The sequence below is a fragment of the Collinsella aerofaciens ATCC 25986 genome (assembly GCF_964259375.1).
GTDB lineage: Bacteria > Actinomycetota > Coriobacteriia > Coriobacteriales > Coriobacteriaceae > Collinsella > Collinsella aerofaciens_BO.
The window spans coordinates 107,820-125,252 of record NZ_CAXVJM010000001.1 but is presented as its reverse complement, the minus strand read 5'-3'; the positions used below and the strand labels follow the sequence as shown (position 1 = coordinate 125,252).

Annotated in this window: 12 protein-coding genes; 5 read left to right on the top strand and 7 right to left on the bottom strand. The window is 61.5% G+C overall.

The features are described 5' to 3' along the window. Positions 1–256 precede the first annotated feature (256 nt). The 4 genes from ACEXKH_RS00605 to ACEXKH_RS00590 all read left to right on the top strand — a co-directional run bounded on the left by ACEXKH_RS00605 (position 257) and on the right by ACEXKH_RS00590 (position 3,914). Positions 257–2,599, top strand: coding sequence for a heavy metal translocating P-type ATPase (locus ACEXKH_RS00605; protein WP_373572689.1), 2,343 nt, complete (start codon positions 257–259; stop codon positions 2,597–2,599). Positions 2,600–2,751: 152 nt separating this feature from the next. Beyond that, a complete protein-coding gene (locus ACEXKH_RS00600) occupies positions 2,752–2,973 on the top strand; it encodes a heavy-metal-associated domain-containing protein (protein ID WP_006235338.1) in 222 nt (73 codons plus the stop codon). A gap of 48 nt (positions 2,974–3,021) precedes the next feature. Then, the gene (locus tag ACEXKH_RS00595) at positions 3,022–3,294 is read left to right on the top strand and encodes a metal-sensing transcriptional repressor (protein WP_373572688.1); all 273 of its coding nucleotides are present in this window, start codon (positions 3,022–3,024) and stop codon (positions 3,292–3,294) included. Positions 3,295–3,440: 146 nt separating this feature from the next. Next, entirely contained in the window at positions 3,441–3,914 is a 474-nt protein-coding gene (locus ACEXKH_RS00590) for a hypothetical protein (RefSeq protein WP_373572687.1), read from the top strand. A gap of 147 nt (positions 3,915–4,061) precedes the next feature. Here ACEXKH_RS00590 and ACEXKH_RS00585 read toward each other — a convergent pair whose 3' ends face one another. From ACEXKH_RS00585 to gltB, 5 genes are all read right to left on the bottom strand, one after another. After that, positions 4,062–5,432 carry an amidohydrolase family protein gene (locus tag ACEXKH_RS00585; protein ID WP_373572686.1) on the bottom strand — a complete coding sequence of 457 codons (1,371 nt, stop codon included), beginning with the start codon at positions 5,430–5,432 and terminating at the stop codon, positions 4,062–4,064. A gap of 488 nt (positions 5,433–5,920) precedes the next feature. Beyond that, positions 5,921–6,991: a hypothetical protein gene (locus ACEXKH_RS00580; protein ID WP_373572685.1), complete on the bottom strand. Its 1,071-nt coding sequence runs from the start codon at positions 6,989–6,991 to the stop codon at positions 5,921–5,923. Between the two features lie 199 nt (positions 6,992–7,190). After that, positions 7,191–7,898, bottom strand: coding sequence for a hypothetical protein (locus ACEXKH_RS00575; RefSeq protein ID WP_373572684.1), 708 nt, complete (start codon positions 7,896–7,898; stop codon positions 7,191–7,193). Between the two features lie 366 nt (positions 7,899–8,264). Further along, on the bottom strand, positions 8,265–9,746 hold the full coding sequence (locus tag ACEXKH_RS00570) for a glutamate synthase subunit beta (protein WP_373572683.1): 1,482 nt from the start codon (positions 9,744–9,746) through the stop codon (positions 8,265–8,267). Between the two features lie 5 nt (positions 9,747–9,751). Further along, positions 9,752–14,458, bottom strand: coding sequence for a glutamate synthase large subunit (gltB, locus tag ACEXKH_RS00565; RefSeq protein WP_373572682.1), 4,707 nt, complete (start codon positions 14,456–14,458; stop codon positions 9,752–9,754). Between the two features lie 518 nt (positions 14,459–14,976). Between gltB and ACEXKH_RS00560 the strand changes: the two genes are divergently transcribed. Then, positions 14,977–16,233, top strand: coding sequence for an Nramp family divalent metal transporter (locus ACEXKH_RS00560; RefSeq protein WP_373572681.1), 1,257 nt, complete (start codon positions 14,977–14,979; stop codon positions 16,231–16,233). 307 nt (positions 16,234–16,540) lie between these two features. Here ACEXKH_RS00560 and ACEXKH_RS00555 read toward each other — a convergent pair whose 3' ends face one another. Both ACEXKH_RS00555 and ACEXKH_RS00550 read right to left on the bottom strand, forming a co-directional pair. Further along, the gene (locus ACEXKH_RS00555; protein ID WP_055251878.1) at positions 16,541–16,684 is read right to left on the bottom strand and encodes a rubredoxin-like domain-containing protein; all 144 of its coding nucleotides are present in this window, start codon (positions 16,682–16,684) and stop codon (positions 16,541–16,543) included. Positions 16,685–16,773: 89 nt separating this feature from the next. Further along, positions 16,774–17,277 (bottom strand): flavin reductase family protein, encoded by a 504-nt coding sequence (locus tag ACEXKH_RS00550; RefSeq protein WP_373572680.1) that lies wholly within the window; start codon positions 17,275–17,277, stop codon positions 16,774–16,776. Between the last annotated feature and the right edge of the window lie 156 nt (positions 17,278–17,433).

Genomic DNA, 17,433 nt, shown 5'->3' with positions numbered 1-17,433 from the left:
CGGCCGAACCGTTACAGATCAAGACAGAACTCAGCCACGCAAAACAAAATCTCGATTTGTAACAGTTAGAGGTCATTTTCCCTGTTAGATGTTACAGGTTGAGATGTTTGACAGGGGCTGCCAACGATTGAGCAGCCACCCTCATCTGTATCGAAATGTCATACATTTCTTTCTGTACTGGACACCCCCAGGGGGTATGGGTGTATAGTATCGGCAGGTTAACAATTCCAACACTACGCCACAGAAAGGAGAAGCCATGGCTCAAGATAAGTTCGACGTGGGCGGCATGACATGCGCCGCTTGCCAGGCGCACGTGGACCGCGCCGTGAGCAAGCTCGACGGCGTCCAAAGCGTCGCGGTCAACCTGCTCGCCGGTTCCATGATGGTCGACTATGACCCCGCGCAGGTCTCCCCCGACGATATCTGCACCGCCGTCGACCGCGCGGGCTATTCGGCCTCGCCCGTCAGCACGGGCACCGATGCCGCCAACTCAAGCGGCAACGCGCAAGCCAGATTCGGAGCCACCCATATGGAGTCGCCCACCAAAAAGCTAGAGGCCACTGCCTCCGCTATGCGCACCCGACTCATCATCTCAATCATCTTTCTTATCCCGCTGTTCTACATAGGCATGGGACACATGCTCGGCTGGCCGCTGCCCGGCATCTTCACGGACCATATCCACAGCATGACGCTCGCCCTCACCGAGCTTGTCCTGCTCATCCCCATCGTCTACATCAACGACGCGTACTTTATCAACGGCTTCAAATCACTCGTGCACGGCGCGCCCACCATGGACGCCCTCATCGCCGTCGGTGCCACCGCTTCCATTGCCTGGTCGCTCTACGCCATGTTTACCATGGCCGACCAGCTGGCCGCCGGGCAGGTTCACGAGGCTATGATGACAGGCATGGACAACCTGTATTTTGAGAGCGCCGGCACCATCCTGTCGCTCGTCACCGTGGGCAAATATCTCGAGACGCGCAGCAAGTCCAAAACCGGCGGCGCTATCGAGGCACTCATCGACCTAGCACCCAAGACCGCGACCGTCGTTGCCGACGACGGCACCGAGACCACCGTCGACGTCGACAGCATCCTACCCGGCCAGGTGCTGCGCGTGCGCCCCGGCGAGTCTATCCCCGTCGACGGCGTGGTGCTCGAGGGCGGCTCGGCCGTCGACGAGAGTGCGCTCACCGGCGAGTCCATCCCCGTGGAAAAGACCGCCGGCGACACCGTCAACGCCGCAACCGTCAACCGCACCGGATCGTTTACCTTCCGTGCCACGCGCGTGGGCGCCGACACGTCGCTCGCCAAGATCATCCAGCTCGTCGAGGACGCCAACGCCACCAAGGCGCCCATCGCCCGCCTGGCCGACAAGGTCGCCGGCGTGTTTGTGCCCGTGGTGTTTGTGATCTCGGCCGTGACCTTTGCGGTGTGGATGGCACTGACCGGCAGCATAAACGAGGCGCTCACCTCCGCCGTGGCCGTGTTGGTGATCAGCTGCCCGTGCGCGCTGGGCCTGGCCACGCCCGTCGCCATTATGGTTGGCACCGGCAAGGGCGCCGAGATGGGCATTCTGTTTAAGAGCGCCGAGACGCTGGAGAACCTGCGCAGCGTGGGCACCGTGGTGCTCGATAAGACGGGTACCGTCACCCGCGGCAAGCCTGCCGTGACCGATATCGTGGTAGCCACGCGCGCTGACGGCTCGCCCGCCATGAGCGAAAAGGCGCTGCTCAAGCTGGCCGCCGCGTTAGAGCGCTCGAGCGAGCACCCGCTGGCCGAAGCGATTATGGCCGAGTGCGAGACACGCGGAATCGTCGCACGCATGGTCGAGGACTTTGCCGCTGTGCCCGGTCGCGGCGTCACGGCGCGCGAGGGGCAGAATATCATCGCAGCCGGCAACGTGCGCTTCATGGGCGAGTTGGGCGCTGCCGTGCCTACGGACCTTGCCGAGCAATTTGCCACCGAGGGCAAAACGCCGCTGTTCTTTGCCAAGAACGGCGAGCTCGTCGGCACCATCGCCGTGGCCGACGAGGTCAAAGAGACGAGCGCCGGGGCCATCGCCGCACTGCGTTCGCTCGGCGTCGATGTGCGCATGCTCACCGGCGACAACCACGTGACGGCCGAGGCCATCGCCCGCCGCGTGGGGCTGAGCAGCGAACAGGTCATCGCCGACGTTCTTCCTGCCGACAAGGAACGCCACGTGCGCGAACTGCAGAATGCGGGCGGCAAGGTCGCCATGGTGGGCGACGGCATCAATGACTCCCCCGCCCTGGCGCGCGCCGACGTGGGCCTTGCCATCGGCACCGGCGCCGATATCGCCAAAGAGGGTGCCGACGTGGTGCTCATGCGCAGCGACCTTATGGATGTTGCGCGGGCCATCGAGCTGTCGCGCGCCACGATCCGCAACATCAAACAGGACCTGTTCTGGGCACTGTTCTACAACGGCATCGGCATTCCGCTGGCGGCGGGCGTGTTCTTCCCGCTCACCGGATGGCAGCTCTCGCCGATGTTTGGCGCCGCGGCCATGAGCCTGTCGAGCGTGTGCGTCGTAAGCAATGCGCTGCGTCTACGAACCTTTAAGCCTAAGACGGCGCACTGATGCACCCGACCTTGCCCCTCAAACCGTCGCTCACGTACCAAAGTACGCTTCGCTCCTCTTTCGGGGCAATCTCGGGCACCTCAGCGTGCCTTTAAGATGACTCTGTTCACGACTAAACTGTCAGATAAACTCAATCGATAAGGAGTACACCCATGCGTTACACAATCAAGACTTCCGGCCTCATGTGCGGCCACTGCGACGCTACTGTCGAGACGGCACTGCTCAACGTGGCCGGCGTGACCGACGCCGACGCCGATCACGAGACCCAGACCGTCCAGGTGGAGTGCGCCGACACCGTGACCGCCGAGCAGCTCGCCGCCGCCGTCGAGGGCGCCGGCGAGAAGTTCCACGCCCTGTCTGTGACCGCAGCGTAGCAGCTACCAGAGGCATTCGACCCCATCGACCAGAAACGAGGACCCGCCATGATGGCAGACCATAAATCGGTGACCCGCATGCTCAAGACGGCACGCGGCCAGATCGACGGCATCCTGCGGATGGTCGATGAGGACCGCTACTGCGTCGATATTTCCACGCAGCTCATGGCCACGCAGGCGCTCATCGCGCGCATCAACGCCGATGTGTTGAAGGCGCACATCGAGGGCTGCGTCGCCTCGGCCATCGAATCGGGCGACGAAGACCTCAAAGCCGCCAAGCTCGCCGAGATCGAACGCGTCGTCGACAAACTCACCAAGTAATTGGTGCAAGGGGGACAGATTTCTTTGCACCATCTTGGTGCATCGGGGACAGGTACGTTTGCACCACCTTGGTGCAGATTAACCTGTCCCCTTTGCACCAAAAGGGGTATAAAGGCGTGCAGAAGATCGAATGAAAGGCAATTCGCATGAATGACTTTATGAAAGGTCGCAACGGCGCCGACGAACTTACCATCGTGTTGGGCTTCATAGGAATTATTTTCGCGATGGTCGGATCGTCGGCCCGCCACCAGTGGCTCATCTGGATCGCCATCGCCGTAATCGTACTCGGCGTGCTGCGTGGCCTGTCCAAAAACATCGGCGCCCGCCGCAAGGAAAATGATGCCTTCGTTGCCGCGACTGCGAACGTCCCCTGCCTGGGCAAGTTCGTCGCCAGCCTGGGCGGCGGCACGGCGGCGGCCAACGCCTCGCGCGCATCGGGTACGAGCAAGGAAGACTTTGAGCGTGCCAAGCGCACGGCTAAGAAGATGTGGAAGGGTCGGAAGACCACGGCCTACCTCAAGTGCCCCAACTGCGGTCAGATGCTGTCCGTCCCCAAGGGCAAGGGCAAGATCCGCGTCACCTGCCCCAAGTGCCACGCCAAGATGGAGACGCGCTCCTAACGCCCGTATGTGGGGCAAACTTACCAGGTTTATTTCCCCAAATCTGAAGTATTTGTTCGATAAAAAGCCGAGGCCTCGTGTTTAGACCTCGGCTTTTTGTATATGACGGCAGCATTCGATGAAGCTGTCGCCCCGTCGCGCCAGCGCCTAAGCTATGCCGTCGCGAGCGAGCTCCTCGGCCAGCGCCTCTGCAGGCATGGCCATAATCGCGTCGAGCTCGGTGTCCACCTCGGGGATGTGCTTGACCTTCAGCTTGCGCACCAGGTCACCGCGGCACATCACGTGCATCGGATCGCGCAGGGCCGCCAGGTCACCCAGAGGGTTCTCGCGCGTCACCAGGATATCGGCCGCCTTGCCGCACTCGATCGTGCCGGTCTCGTCACCCAGGCCCAGTAGCTCAGCATTGACCTGCGTGGCCGTATGCAACGCAAACGCGTTGCTCACACCCACGTACTTGGCAAAATAAGCCACCTCGCGCCACATGTCGTACTGGGTCACGAACGGGCAGCTCGAGTCCGTGCCCAGGCCCACCTTAACGCCGGCTTCCAGCGCCGCACGAGCGCTCTCGATAATGCCCGAGCACACGATGTCGCCGTTCTTCTTTTGCGTGTCGGTCGAATGGGTCTTTCCCGGATCGAGCAGTACAAACGGCAGCGCCGGACTAATCGTGCAGGTCACACTCGGCGCACGTCCCTCGAGCTGTGTTCCCGCGGCGCCGCGGTACAGCTCCAGAATCTCGGAGGTCATCGGAGCGCCGTGCTCGATTGTGTCGACGCCGGCCTGAAGCGCGGCCTTCACACCTTCGGTGCTCTCGACATGGGCCATGACCGGAAGGCCAACCTCGTGCGCCGCCTTGCACGCTGCCGCGGCGACATCGAGCGGCATGCGCAGCACGCCCGGCTCGCCTACTTCGGTCGCGTCGAACACGCCGCCCGTCACGAACAGCTTGATGACGTCGGCGCCGCGCGCATACAGATCGCGCACCTGCTCGGCTGCCTCGACGGGGCTGTTGGCCACCTGGGCGAACAAGCCCGCGCCATGGCCGCCCGGCACCGTGACGCCCGTTCCCGGCGCTACCAGGCGCGGACCCTGATACTTGCCGGCATCGATAGCGTCACGCACGGCAATGTCGGCAAACAGCGGGTCGCCCGCGCCGCGCACCGTGGTCACGCCGCTTGCCAGCTGCTGCTGGGCACTGCCCTTGAGGATATGGCGCACGACGGCGCGGCCCACCGGATTATCAAGCTTCTTCATCAGCGCGCCCGCATCGCCCGCTGAGACTGGCTTGCCCGAACCGCACAGATGCACGTGCATGTTGATGAGGCCCGGCATGAGATACGCCCCTGCCAGGTCGATGACCTCGGCACCTGCAGGCGCCTGCGCCACAGCACTCGGTCCCATCCAGGTGATGATGCCACGCTCGACGGCCACGGCCATATCGGGCTGCGGCTCCATATGTTCCGAACCATCCAGAACGGTCGCATTGATAAACAACGTGGGACGATCGGCAGTCGTCATATCGAGCTCCTCCCTCACGATTAACTTGAACATTTGTCCATTATTACCCAGCACGGCAGGATTGCTGCAGACATATCGGTTAACGGAGAAAGGAGGAGATGCGGGGAATGGAATGCACTGCAGTCCCACCCCAGCGACATCCGGGAAATGTCTAGATCTGTAACAGGTGGACCGTCTTTAACCTTCCAAATGTTACAGATCGAGATCTTTCGGCACCGCGTCCAACCTTTGTCTCAATCTGTAACAGTTAGGTCGAATTTTGGCCGTTAGATGTTACAGATCGAGATATTTTCCAGCCCTGTCGTCAAACGTCTAAATCTGTAACAAGTAGACAGGTTTTCGACCTCAAGATGTTACAGATTAAGATCTTTCAGCAGGCGCCGACCTTCTGTCTTGATCGGTAACAGTTACGAGGCCAAACGGCCCCTTGTTGTTACAGATTGAGACAAACTCGACAGGAACAACCACATCCGCGTCAGTTGCACCCCTCAGCGCCCATACCACTGGCATCTCCATTCCTCAGCCAGATCGGCCCGTCGCGGAATACCCGCCAGCCTCATCTTCTCAACCAGCTTCCCCGGATTCTTGAGCTCATCAAACGTAAACCGAAGCACCTTGTGCCCGAGCATTGTCAGATGGGACTCCCGCTGACGTTCTGCCACGAATGGGTCGATCGACTCCCGACCCTCGTCGTTCTGTAAGGCATACTTTCCCTTTCCATCGAGCTCGCCAATCACGCACGTCCCGTCCTCGAGCCTCCAAAAATAATCAACGCGAAACACTTGGCTCGAATCGAGCGGATCACGAAACTCCACCTGCAGCTCCGGAACTGGAAAGCCGTACGCAATAAAGAACGCCCGAAAACGAGACTCGCCGCCGTTTTCGGACAGCCCGTCCGCATACGACGCAATCACCTGCGCTCTACGATACCCGCGCTTGCCTTCACAATCCATACGAAGCCGCTCACAAAAGTCATCGCGCGATACGCCCTTTGCTCGCAACGCAGAATCGGCAATCGCCAAGCCATACGAAAACGGCACGCGCAGCAGGCAATCCTCTACCGTGCGCCAAAACGGCGTCGCCCGCACGCCGTCGACTTGTTCAAGCGCACCCGCCGCCTGCGGACGCAACAGCCGGCATCCTGCACTCAGCGGCACTGAGCAACCTGTCTTAACAAGATATCGTGGCCCGAGCAGATCATTCGGCACCTCCAGACCCCACAAAAGCGCCGCGTCATAACCCCAAAACGCCCAATCGGGATGAAACTCTGCAAGCCCTTTGATGGTGCGCAGCGCTCGCTCCGCCGGTGTCAGTACACCCCAATCATGTTGCAAGCAGAACAAATACGGCTCGGGCTCCGCAATATCATCGGTTCCCACATGACGCCGCAGCCACATGAGCTCGGCATTGTCGTGCGTCACAAGCAGCACGCCTTGTTCAGCCGCCTCCGTGAGCCTGGCAAGCATCCTATTCCGCGCCAAGGTGTTCCGTGTCGCCTGCTTATGTTTAAGAACGGTATTAGACACTTCCATCACCACCACATCGGAGAAATGGGCCATTGTCACCGTTGCCGCTGTCGACAAACGTCTCAATCTGTAACAGGAAGACAGTCTTTGAGCCTCTAGTTGTTACAGATCGAGATTTTCAGTCGTGCGCCCAACCTTTGTCTCAATCTGTAACAGTTAGACTGGTTTTTTGTCCCTAAACGTTACAGACCGAGACAAATAGACAGGCGGCGGCGCTGCGACAGCCCACTCCCTACTCCCATTCCTGCTCGTAAATATTGAGCGACTTCACGTACCGCCCCTGAGCGCCCATGATGTCGCGAACCAGGCGCAAAAAGAAGCTGATGCACGAGGTGTCGAAACCGTCCTCTAGGTCCTCGGGATGCACCGCGCCCGGCCCGTCGACCGCCGTGTCGCTCAGCCGCGCGACGTCATACAGGTAGAGCTGCCCCGCCGTCAGCCAGACATCGTCGACGCACGCGAGTCGCACCGCAATCGCGCCATCGTTCCAATGCTCCTTTTGCACGATATGTGGGTCGTAGACGTCAAAGCGACGGTCGGTGCGCGTGTCCTTCAGCACGACCATGCCAGTCGCGGGATCCTTGTCCAAAATGCCAAAGCGCGAGAAATACTGCGTGTCGCACACCTGCTTAAGTCGCCCGAGCGAAGCAGGAGAAATTGACGCTGGCGGCTCGTCCACATACAGCTCCAACAGCGTCTTGCCGTGGTAATAGGGGCGCTCAAACAGCAGCCAATCGGTAAACGCCATGTTGTAGGCCATAATTTCGTTTTGAGAAGGTTCCTCGCAATAGCTGAGCCACGGATCGACGATAATCTCGAACTGCTCGCGCGCCGGCTCCAGGAATTGAAACTTCCGCAGCATCCAAAAGTGAGCCATGTCGGCAATATCGTTGCCGACGGCTTCGGCCAGCTCTGCTCGGTCAAAAACTTGGTCAGTCATGGCATCCTCCTCAAACTGATGGGCCTCAATTTGAGCTTACGAGGAGGGCGAGCAGCCACTGTCAGCGCGGGCAAAATAGGCCTTCGACTGCAAACCAGATGCTAACCAAACACTTGACGGGACACTTGACCGAATGAGCGCACCGCAAAGAAACGGCAGGTAGGCATAGACAGCCAACCCGCCCTTTTGAGCCAGATGCCCGCAGCCACCACAGAAAGAGCAGAGTAGCACAGTCGCAAACGTCGACGAATGAACACTTGCACGTCGACAAACGAACAGGCGCCCCACAAAGAGTGTCCCCAACGACTAGACAAAAAAAGAACGTCCCCAATGACTAGTCGTTGGGGACGTTCTTAAATGACTACTTTACAGCTCCAGCGCCTCAGCGACTTCGGCTGCGCAGGCCAGGGCATCGGCCATGGCGTTCACAACGAGCGAGCTGCCGTTGCGGGCATCACCGGCCACATACACCGGCGCGGCATCGGCGGCGACACCCTCCACGCGGGCCGCAAGGTGCGAGCCCTCGGAAGCCATCACGGGCAGCGGGCGGCCCGCCGTGGCAACAGGCACGCTCACCGCATCGAACACACTGTGCTCCGGACCCGTAAAGCCGCAGGCGATGAGCACCAGCTGCGCCGGCACCTCGTGCTCGGAGCCTGCGATGCGCTCCGGCTTGCCGGCCGACCAATCCAGATCGACCACGCGCAGGCCCGCGGCCGCACCCTTCTTGTCCAGCAGCACCTCGAGCGTATCCACTCCCCAGGCGCGCATCTCGCCACCCATGGCGGTAATGGCCTCCTGCTGGCCATAGTCAGTTTTCTTCACATTGGGCCACTGCGGCCAGGGGTTGTTCGCCGCGCGCGCATCGGGCGCCGCCGGCAAGAACTCAAACTGGCGCACGCTGCGCGCACCCTGGCGCACCGCGGTACCCACGCAGTCGTTGCCAGTATCGCCGCCGCCAATGACCACGACGTCCAGGCCGTGCGCGTTCACCGCGGGCTCACCGCCATCGAGCACCGAGACGGTCGAAGCCGTCAGGTAGTCCACGGCATACACCACGCCCGGGGCATCCACATTCGTAGCCGAAAGACCACGGGGCGCACGAGCACCGGCAGCCACCACAACGGCGTCAAAGCCATCGAGCTTGGCGGCAACCTTGGGGTCGTTCACGTCAGCGCCCAGCTCAAAGACGATACCCAGCTCGCGCATGAGCGCCACGCGACGCTCGACCACAGACTTCTCGAGCTTCATGTTGGGAATGCCGTACATGAGCAGGCCGCCCGGGCGGTCGTCACGCTCAAACACCGTCACGCGGGCGCCACGACGCGCAAGCTCCCATGCAGCCACCAGACCAGCAGGACCGGAGCCTACCACGGCAACCGAGGGCGCATCCTTCCCTGCCGGCTCAAAGCGACGCGGACCGCCATTTGCCCATTCATGATCGCTAATCGCGCGCTCGTTATCGTGAATCGTCGTGGGCTGGCCGTCAACCGAACCCAGGTTGCACGCGGCCTCGCAAAACGCCGGGCACACGCGACTCGTAAACTCGGGCATGGGCGAGGTGAGCGACAGACGCTCGGCAGCCTCGTCCCAGCGGCCGCGGTACACCAGCTCATTCCACTCGGGAATCAGGTTGTGCAGCGGGCAGCCGCTCGGGCGTGCCTTGCCAAAGCTCGCACCCATCTGGCAAAACGCCACGCCGCACATCATGCAGCGGCTCGCCTGGGCGCGGCGCGCATCGTCATCGAGCTCCACGTACAGCGGATCGAAATCGCGGCTGCGCTCCTCCACGGGGCGAAGCTCGTGGGCCACGCGATCGATATCAAGAAAAGCACCGGGCTTACCCATGGCACTTACGCCTCCTTCTTGGTCGAAGCAACAGAACCGGTAGCGACCACGGGCGCAACACCTGCGCCCGCAGCATCGCCCACAGCATCAAAGCGAGCGACATCCGCGGCACTCGCGCGACCGGTCACGATGTCAAACGCCAGCTCCTCAGCCTGCGCATGCGTCTTGCCGGCAGCCTCGCCCGCGGCGACAATCGCCAGCACGCGCTCGTACTCGGTCGGAATGACCTTCACAAAGTGCTTGCTCATCGTCTCAAAGCTGTAGAGTAACTTAATGCCGCGCGGGCTCTGCGTCGCGTCCACGTGCTCCTGGATGAGCTCGCGAATCTGCACCAGCTCGCCGGCCGTCGGCGCCTTGAGCTCAACGCTCTCGTGGTTCACGCGGGCGTCGAGCGTGCCATACTGGTCAAAGACATAGGCCACGCCGCCTGTCATGCCGGCTGCAAAGTTCTGCCCGACCTCGCCCAGGATGAGCGCCAGACCGCCCGTCACGTACTCGCAGCCATGGTTGCCGCAGCCCTCGACCACCACGGTGGCACCGGAGTTGCGCACGGCAAAACGCTGGCCGGCCAGACCGTTAATGAAGCCACGGCCGCTCGTGGCGCCAAAGAACGCAACGTTGCCCACGATGATGTTCTCGTCGAACTTGTAGGTCGCATGCGGGTTGGGGCGCACCGATACCTCGCCGCCCGAAAGTCCCTTGCCAAAGTAGTCGTTAGCGTCGCCGCACACGTTGAGCGTAATGCCGCGCGGCAGGAACGCGCCAAAGCTCTGACCGGCCGAACCATCGCAATCGATGGTGATGGAGCCGGCGGGCAGGCCCTCGGGATGCGCCTTGGTCACCGCGTTGCCCAGGATGGTGCCCACGCAGCGGTTGACGTTGGCGATATCGGCGCGGAAGCGAATCGGACGCAGGTGCGCACAGGCATCGGCCGTGTAGGGCACGAACAGCGTGGAGTCGAGTGTCTTGTCGAGCTCGCTATCGGCAGCCATCTGCGGCAGGAAGTGGCGACCGTCAGCGCCCGGAATATGGGCACCGAACTCGCAGGTCGCACTTGCCAGCACGGGCGACAGATCGAGCAGGTTGGCCTTGCGGTTACCCGGCACCTCGATCTGGCGCAGGCACTCGGGGTGTCCCACCATCTCGTCGACGGTACGGAAGCCCAAGCTCGCCATGACCTCGCGCAGCTGCTCGGCAACAAAGAGCATAAAGTGCTCAACGTGCTCGGGCTTACCGCGGAAGCCGTGACGCAGGCGGCAGTTTTGCGTGGCGATGCCTGCCGGGCAGGTGTCCTGCTGGCAGTCGCGCTGCATAAGGCAGCCCATAGAAATGAGCGGCATGGTCGCAAAACCAAACTCCTCGGCGCCCAGCAAGCAGGCAACGGCGACATCGGTGCCGTCCATGAGCTTACCGTCGGCCTCGAGCACCACGCGCGAGCGCAGGCCGTTTTGCAGCAGCGTCTGCTGGGCCTCGGCAAGGCCAAGCTCCAAGGGCAGGCCAGCGTGCCAAATCGAATCGCGCGACGCGGCACCCGAGCCGCCGTTATGGCCGCTGATCAGAATCTTGTCGGCGGCACCCTTGGCAACGCCGGTGGCGATGGTGCCGACGCCGGCTTCGCTGACCAGCTTGACCGACACGCGCGCGCCGGGATTGGCGTTCTTAAGGTCAAAGATCAGCTCTGCCAAGTCCTCGATAGAGTAGATGTCGTGGTGCGGCGGAGGCGAGATCAGGCCGATGCCGGGCGTGGACTGACGGACCTCGGCGATCCAGGGGTAGACCTTCTTGCCGGGCAGGTGGCCGCCCTCGCCGGGCTTGGCGCCCTGGGCCATCTTAATCTGAATCTCGATAGCGCTGCACAGGTAGCGGCTCGTCACGCCAAAGCGCGCACTTGCCACCTGCTTGATCGCGGAGTTCTTGGAGTCGCCGTTGGCCAGCGGCGTCTCGCGGCGCGGGTCCTCGCCGCCCTCGCCGGAGTTGGATCGACCGTGCAGGCGGTTCATGGCGATGGCCATGCACTCGTGCGCCTCTTTGCTAATGGAGCCGTACGACATGGCGCCGGTGTTAAAGCGGCGGACGATGTTGAGCGCGGGCTCCACCTCGTCGAGCGAAACCGGCGTGCGGCCGTTGGCATCAAAGCCGAGCAAGTCGCGCAGGCGCACGGCGCGGCCGGTGCGGTGCAGGCGGGCGCTGTACTCCTTGAACGTATCGTAGCTGCCCACGCGGCAGGCGGTCTGCAGCAGGTAGACGGTCTGCGGATCGATCAGGTGATCCTCTCCGCCCAGCGGTCGCCACTTGGTCAGGCCGAGCGTCGGCAGCTGATCGGGAGCCGGGCTCTTAAGGATGGCGAGCGCGGCGTCATAGCGCTCATTCTGCTCGCGCTCAACGTCCTCGACGCCCATACCGCCCACACGGCTCACCGTGCCGGCAAAGTACGCGTCGACAAACGCTGGGGTAAAGCCCACGGCCTCGAAGATCTGCGCGGAGTGGTAGCTCTGCACCGTGGAGATGCCCATCTTGGACATGATGGAGACGATGCCGGCGGTCGCCGCCTTGTTGTAGTTGGCGATGCCCTGCTCGGCCGTCACGTCCAAGTCGCCGCGCGCGGCCAGGTCATGGATGCACGCATGCGCGTTGTACGGATAGATGCCACTCGCGGAGTAGCCCACCAGCGCCGCAAAGTCGTGCGGGGACACGGCGTCACCGCACTCCACCACGATGTCGGCAAAGGTACGCACGCCGGCGCGGATCAGGTGATTGTGTACGCAGCCCACGGCGAGCAGCGACGGCACGGGCACCTCGCCCGCAGCGGCACGATCACTCAACACCACGATGTTCACGCCGTCGCGGACCGCAGTCTCAACGTCCTCTGCAAGCTGCTTGAGCGCAGCCTGCAGCGCGGCCTCGCCGGCATCACGGCGGTACACGGCACGGAAACGGCGGGTCTTAAAGCCCACGCGGTCGATGGCACAGATGCGCTCGAACTCCTCCTCGTTGAGCAACGGGCGCTCCAAGCGAACCAGCTGGCAGGCCGTACGGGAGTCCTCGAGCAGGTTGCCGTGGTTGCCCAGATAGAGCGTGGTCGAGGTGACCATGTGCTCGCGCAGGGCATCGATCGGCGGATTCGTGACCTGGGCGAACAGCTGATAGAAATAGTCGTAGAAGGAGCGCGTCTTCTTGGACAGGCAGGCCAGCGGCGCATCGATGCCCATCGAGGCGAGTGGCGCCTTGCCCTGCTGGGCCATGGGACGCACGACCTCGTCAACATCATCCCAGTGATACCCGAGCTTAGCCATACGCACGGCGGCGGGCACCTCGGCGTCCTCGGCCGGCGTCGCCGTGGCAGGCCTATCGAGCGCGTCGACGGTCAGCGTCTCCTCGGCAATCCAATCACGGTAGGGCTTTTCCTTGGCGTAACGGGCGCGCAGCTCGTCGTTGTAGATGACGCGGCCGCGGGCAAAGTCGACCTCGAGCATCTGGCCCGGTCCCAGACAGCCGCTCGTCAGGATATTCTCGGGGCTTACCTCGATGGTGCCCACCTCGCTTGCCAGCATAAAGCGGCCGTCACGCGTCACGTAGTAGCGGGCGGGACGCAGGCCGTTGCGGTCGAGGGCGGCGCCCAGCGTGCGACCGTCGGTAAAGGCGATGGCCGCCGGGCCGTCCCACGGCTCCATGAGCATGGACTGGTAAGCGTCGTAGGCGCGGCGCTCCTCACTCAGGCTGTCGTTGTGGTCCCACGGCTCGGGCAGCAACATGGACGCGGCACGCGTGAGCGGTCGACCGTTCATGACCAGGAACTCAAGCACATTGTCCAGAATCGCGGAATCGGAGCCCTCGCGGTTGATGATGGGCATCACGCGCTCAAGATCGTGCTGCAGCACGGGGCTGTACAGGTTGGGTTCGCGGGCGCGGATCCAGTTGACGTTGCCCTTGAGGGTGTTGATCTCGCCGTTGTGGATGATAAAGCGGTTGGGGTGCGCGCGCTCCCAGCTGGGCGTGGTGTTGGTGGAGTAGCGCGAGTGGACGAGCGCCACGGCCGTCTTGACGGCGGCGTCGTTGAGATCGATGAAGAAGCGGCGCATCTGCGTGGCGACGAGCATGCCCTTGTACACGATGGTGCGCGAGCTCATGGAGCACACGTAGAAGATCTTGTCGCGCAGGGCGAACTCGGCGTCGGCCTTTTTCTCGATGGTGCGGCGGCACACGTACAGGCGGCGCTCAAAGGCATCGCCGGCGGGTGTGTCGTCCGGACGGCCCAGGAAGGCCTGCAGGATAGTGGGCATGCAGGCGCGGGCCGTCTCGCCCAGGTCGTGCGGGTCGACCGGCACCTCGCGCCAAAAGAGCAGCGGCACGCCGGCCTCGGCGCAGCCCTCCTCAAACACGCGGCGGGCATCCTCTACGCCCCTGTCGTCCTGCGGGAAGAACAGCATGGCCACGCCATAGTCGCCCTCTGCCGGCAGAATCTGGCCGCACTTTTGGGCCTCTTTACGAAAAAAGTGATGCGGAACCTGGAACAGGATGCCAGCGCCGTCGCCGGTGTTCTTCTCGAGTCCCGTGCCGCCGCGGTGCTCCAAGTTGACCAGAATGGACAGCGCATCGTCCAAAATCTGGTGATGGCGCTCACCGTTGATATCGGCAAGCGCGCCGATGCCACATGCATCGTGGTCGAATTCGGGGCGATAAAGGCCCTGCTGCTGAGCGGAATCTGCCTGCATCGCGATCCTCCCCTAGATATTAGACAGTCAGTTGAATAGGCATACTAGGAGCATCGACGGCCCGTTGTGTTTCCCACCCGTTTCGAAACAATCGCGTAACGCACGCCGGCCATCAACGCCTTGCTATCAAACATGTACGTCAGCCCCCAAGTTCGGCTTCTAAGCTCACCGCTTCAAACATCTCAATCTGTAACAGGAGGAGCCGATTTTGGCGCCTAGATGTTACAGATTGAGATTTTCTGCGGGACGGTTTTGGTTTGTCTCGATCTGTAACACGAAGGGCCGATTTTGGCGGCCAGCTGTTACAGATCGAGATTTTCCATAGGACCATTTCTTCCCGTCTCGATCTGTAACACCTAGGTCCAATTTCCATCCCTAGTTGTTACAGATCAAGACATTTCAGCAATCCCCTTCCACCATCCTATTCAAATACAACAATCTTGTTAGTCTTGGTTAACTTTTTAGCCTAAAACGGGTATCCTTTGCGGCGTCAAACAAACGGCACGCAGGAGCGCACCATGCTCAACCATCTCAAACAACACTTTGGCTCCCGACGCACCGGTGGTCACGGAGGCCTAGACATTGCGCGGCATATCGGCCCCGGGCTGCTCGTGACCGTCGGCTTTATCGATCCGGGCAACTGGGCCTCAAATATGGCCGCGGGCTCGCAATTTGGCTACGCGCTGCTGTGGATCGTCACGCTGTCCACGATTATGCTCATTGTGCTGCAGCACAACGCGGCACACCTGGGTATCGCCACGGGCACCTGTCTTGCCGAGGCCACGACACGCTACCTCCCCTGCTTCGTTGGACGCACGGTACTCGTCAGCGCCTATCTCGCGACCATCGCCACCGCCATGGCCGAAGTCCTGGGTGGCGCGATTGCCCTTCAAATGCTCTTTGGGCTGCCCGTGCGCGCGGGCTGCGTCATCGTGGCGGCAGTATCGATGGCGATGCTCATGACGAACTCCTACAAGCGTGCCGAGCGCTGGATCATCGCCTTCGTAGGCGTGGTAGGACTCTCGTTTTTGGCCGAGCTTGCGCTAGTCAAGGTCGACTGGCCGCAAGTCGCCGCAAGCTGGATCACGCCCAGTATGCCCACTGGCTCTGCCGCGATTATCGTGAGTGTCCTGGGTGCGGTCGTTATGCCCCACAACCTTTTTCTGCACTCCGAGGTCATCCAATCCATGCACTTCGAAGGCCAAGGCGAGCAAGTTATCGAGGAACGTCTGCGCTATGAGCTCTTCGACACGCTCTTTTCGATGGGCGTGGGCTGGGCAATCAACTCGGCCATGGTCATCCTGGCCGCAACGACCTTCTTTGCACACAGCATTGTCGTAGACGACCTCGCCGTCGCAGCGGCCACGCTCTCCCCCATCTTGGGCCCGGCAAGCTCGACCATCTTTGCCGTGGCGCTGCTGTTTGCGGGCCTCTCGAGTAGTGTGACGGCGGGCATGGCGGCGGGCACCATCACCGCGGGCATGTTCGACGAGGAATACGACATCCACGACCGACATTCCTCGATCGGTGTGGCGGCTTGTTTCGTCGGCGCAGTGGCGGCGTGCTTGGTCGTCCCGAATCCTTTTGAGGGTCTCATTTGGAGTCAGGCGCTGCTGTCGCTTCAACTGCCGATTACGGTCTTTGTGCTCATACGACTCACCAGTTCGCCCAGCGTCATGGGCAAATATGCCAACTCGCGCCCACTTAACGCGTTGCTCGTAGGGATCAGTGCTGTCGTAACGGCGCTCGACGTCGTGCTGTTGACCGGGATGTAATGGAACGGGGGGTCCACCTAGGCAAACGTCTCGATCTGTAACATCTAGACCCGCTTTTGATGTCTAGATGTTACAGATCGAGACATTTCTTCAGCTCCAACCTTTTGTCTCGATCTGTAACAGATAGACCCGTTTTGAGCCGCCAGATGTTACAGATTGAGACAAACGGTCGGCCGGACTCACGACAGACAGGATCGGCTAACAGCAGCCGTGATCCCTTGGGGACGGAAGAAAAGGGCCCCGGCCGGGATGACCGACCGGGGCCCTTGGACAGAGCTATGTTCGGCTTTCGCCGTGTGCCTGCGAGCTACTCCTCGACAAGCTCAAACTGATCGGGGCCGACGCCGCACACCGGGCACACGTAGTCCTCGGGCAGCTCGGGCGTGTCGACCTCAACCTCGTAACCGCAAACGACGCACACAAACTTATACGTCTTCTTCTCCTCAGCCATGATGTTCTCCTCTCGAACGTGACTGGTGATGTACTTCGCTTATTAGTATATATTCTCAATAATATAATGCAAGTGTTTTTAAAACATTTCTAGCCTTGATACGAGGACGCCTTCGGAGGCGTCTTGCCCTTCAGAACCTTGTGATAGTAGTCGTACGTCAGCGGCGTCTCGTCGCTCAGGCGCTCGGCATCCTCGACCTCGCCGATAAACAGTAGATGCGTGCCCACATCCACAGTATCGATCAAACGGCAGCTAAACAGCGCTGCCGCGTGCTCGGGCACATAGGGCATGCCCAGAGCCGTCTCGCGGGTCTCGTATTTAGCAAACTTGTCATAATCGCTGCTGGTGCGGAACCCAAAGTTACCGATGTAGAGCATATCGGCGGTCTGATCGATCACGGTTAGCGCGAACGCTTTGGCCGATGCGATGACGCCCGAGGTGACGTTGTCCTTGTTCACGGCAACCGAAATGCGCGGCGGTGCGGACGTCACCTGCACCGCCGTGTTGATGACGCAGCCGGCGCGCAGCCCGTCTGCCGTGGCGCTCACCACGTACAGACCGCTCGGCATGGTAAAGAACGCAGTTTTGTCCATAACGATCACTCCCCTAACCTGGGTTGGAACCTCATGGATGTATGTACCCACAAAAAAGGCGGAGCCCATAACGGACACCGCCTTTGAGACATATGTGTCAGAACAGTAAGCAAGATGAGACGCCCGCAGTTGCGGTGAAATAGGGACTGAATAGCC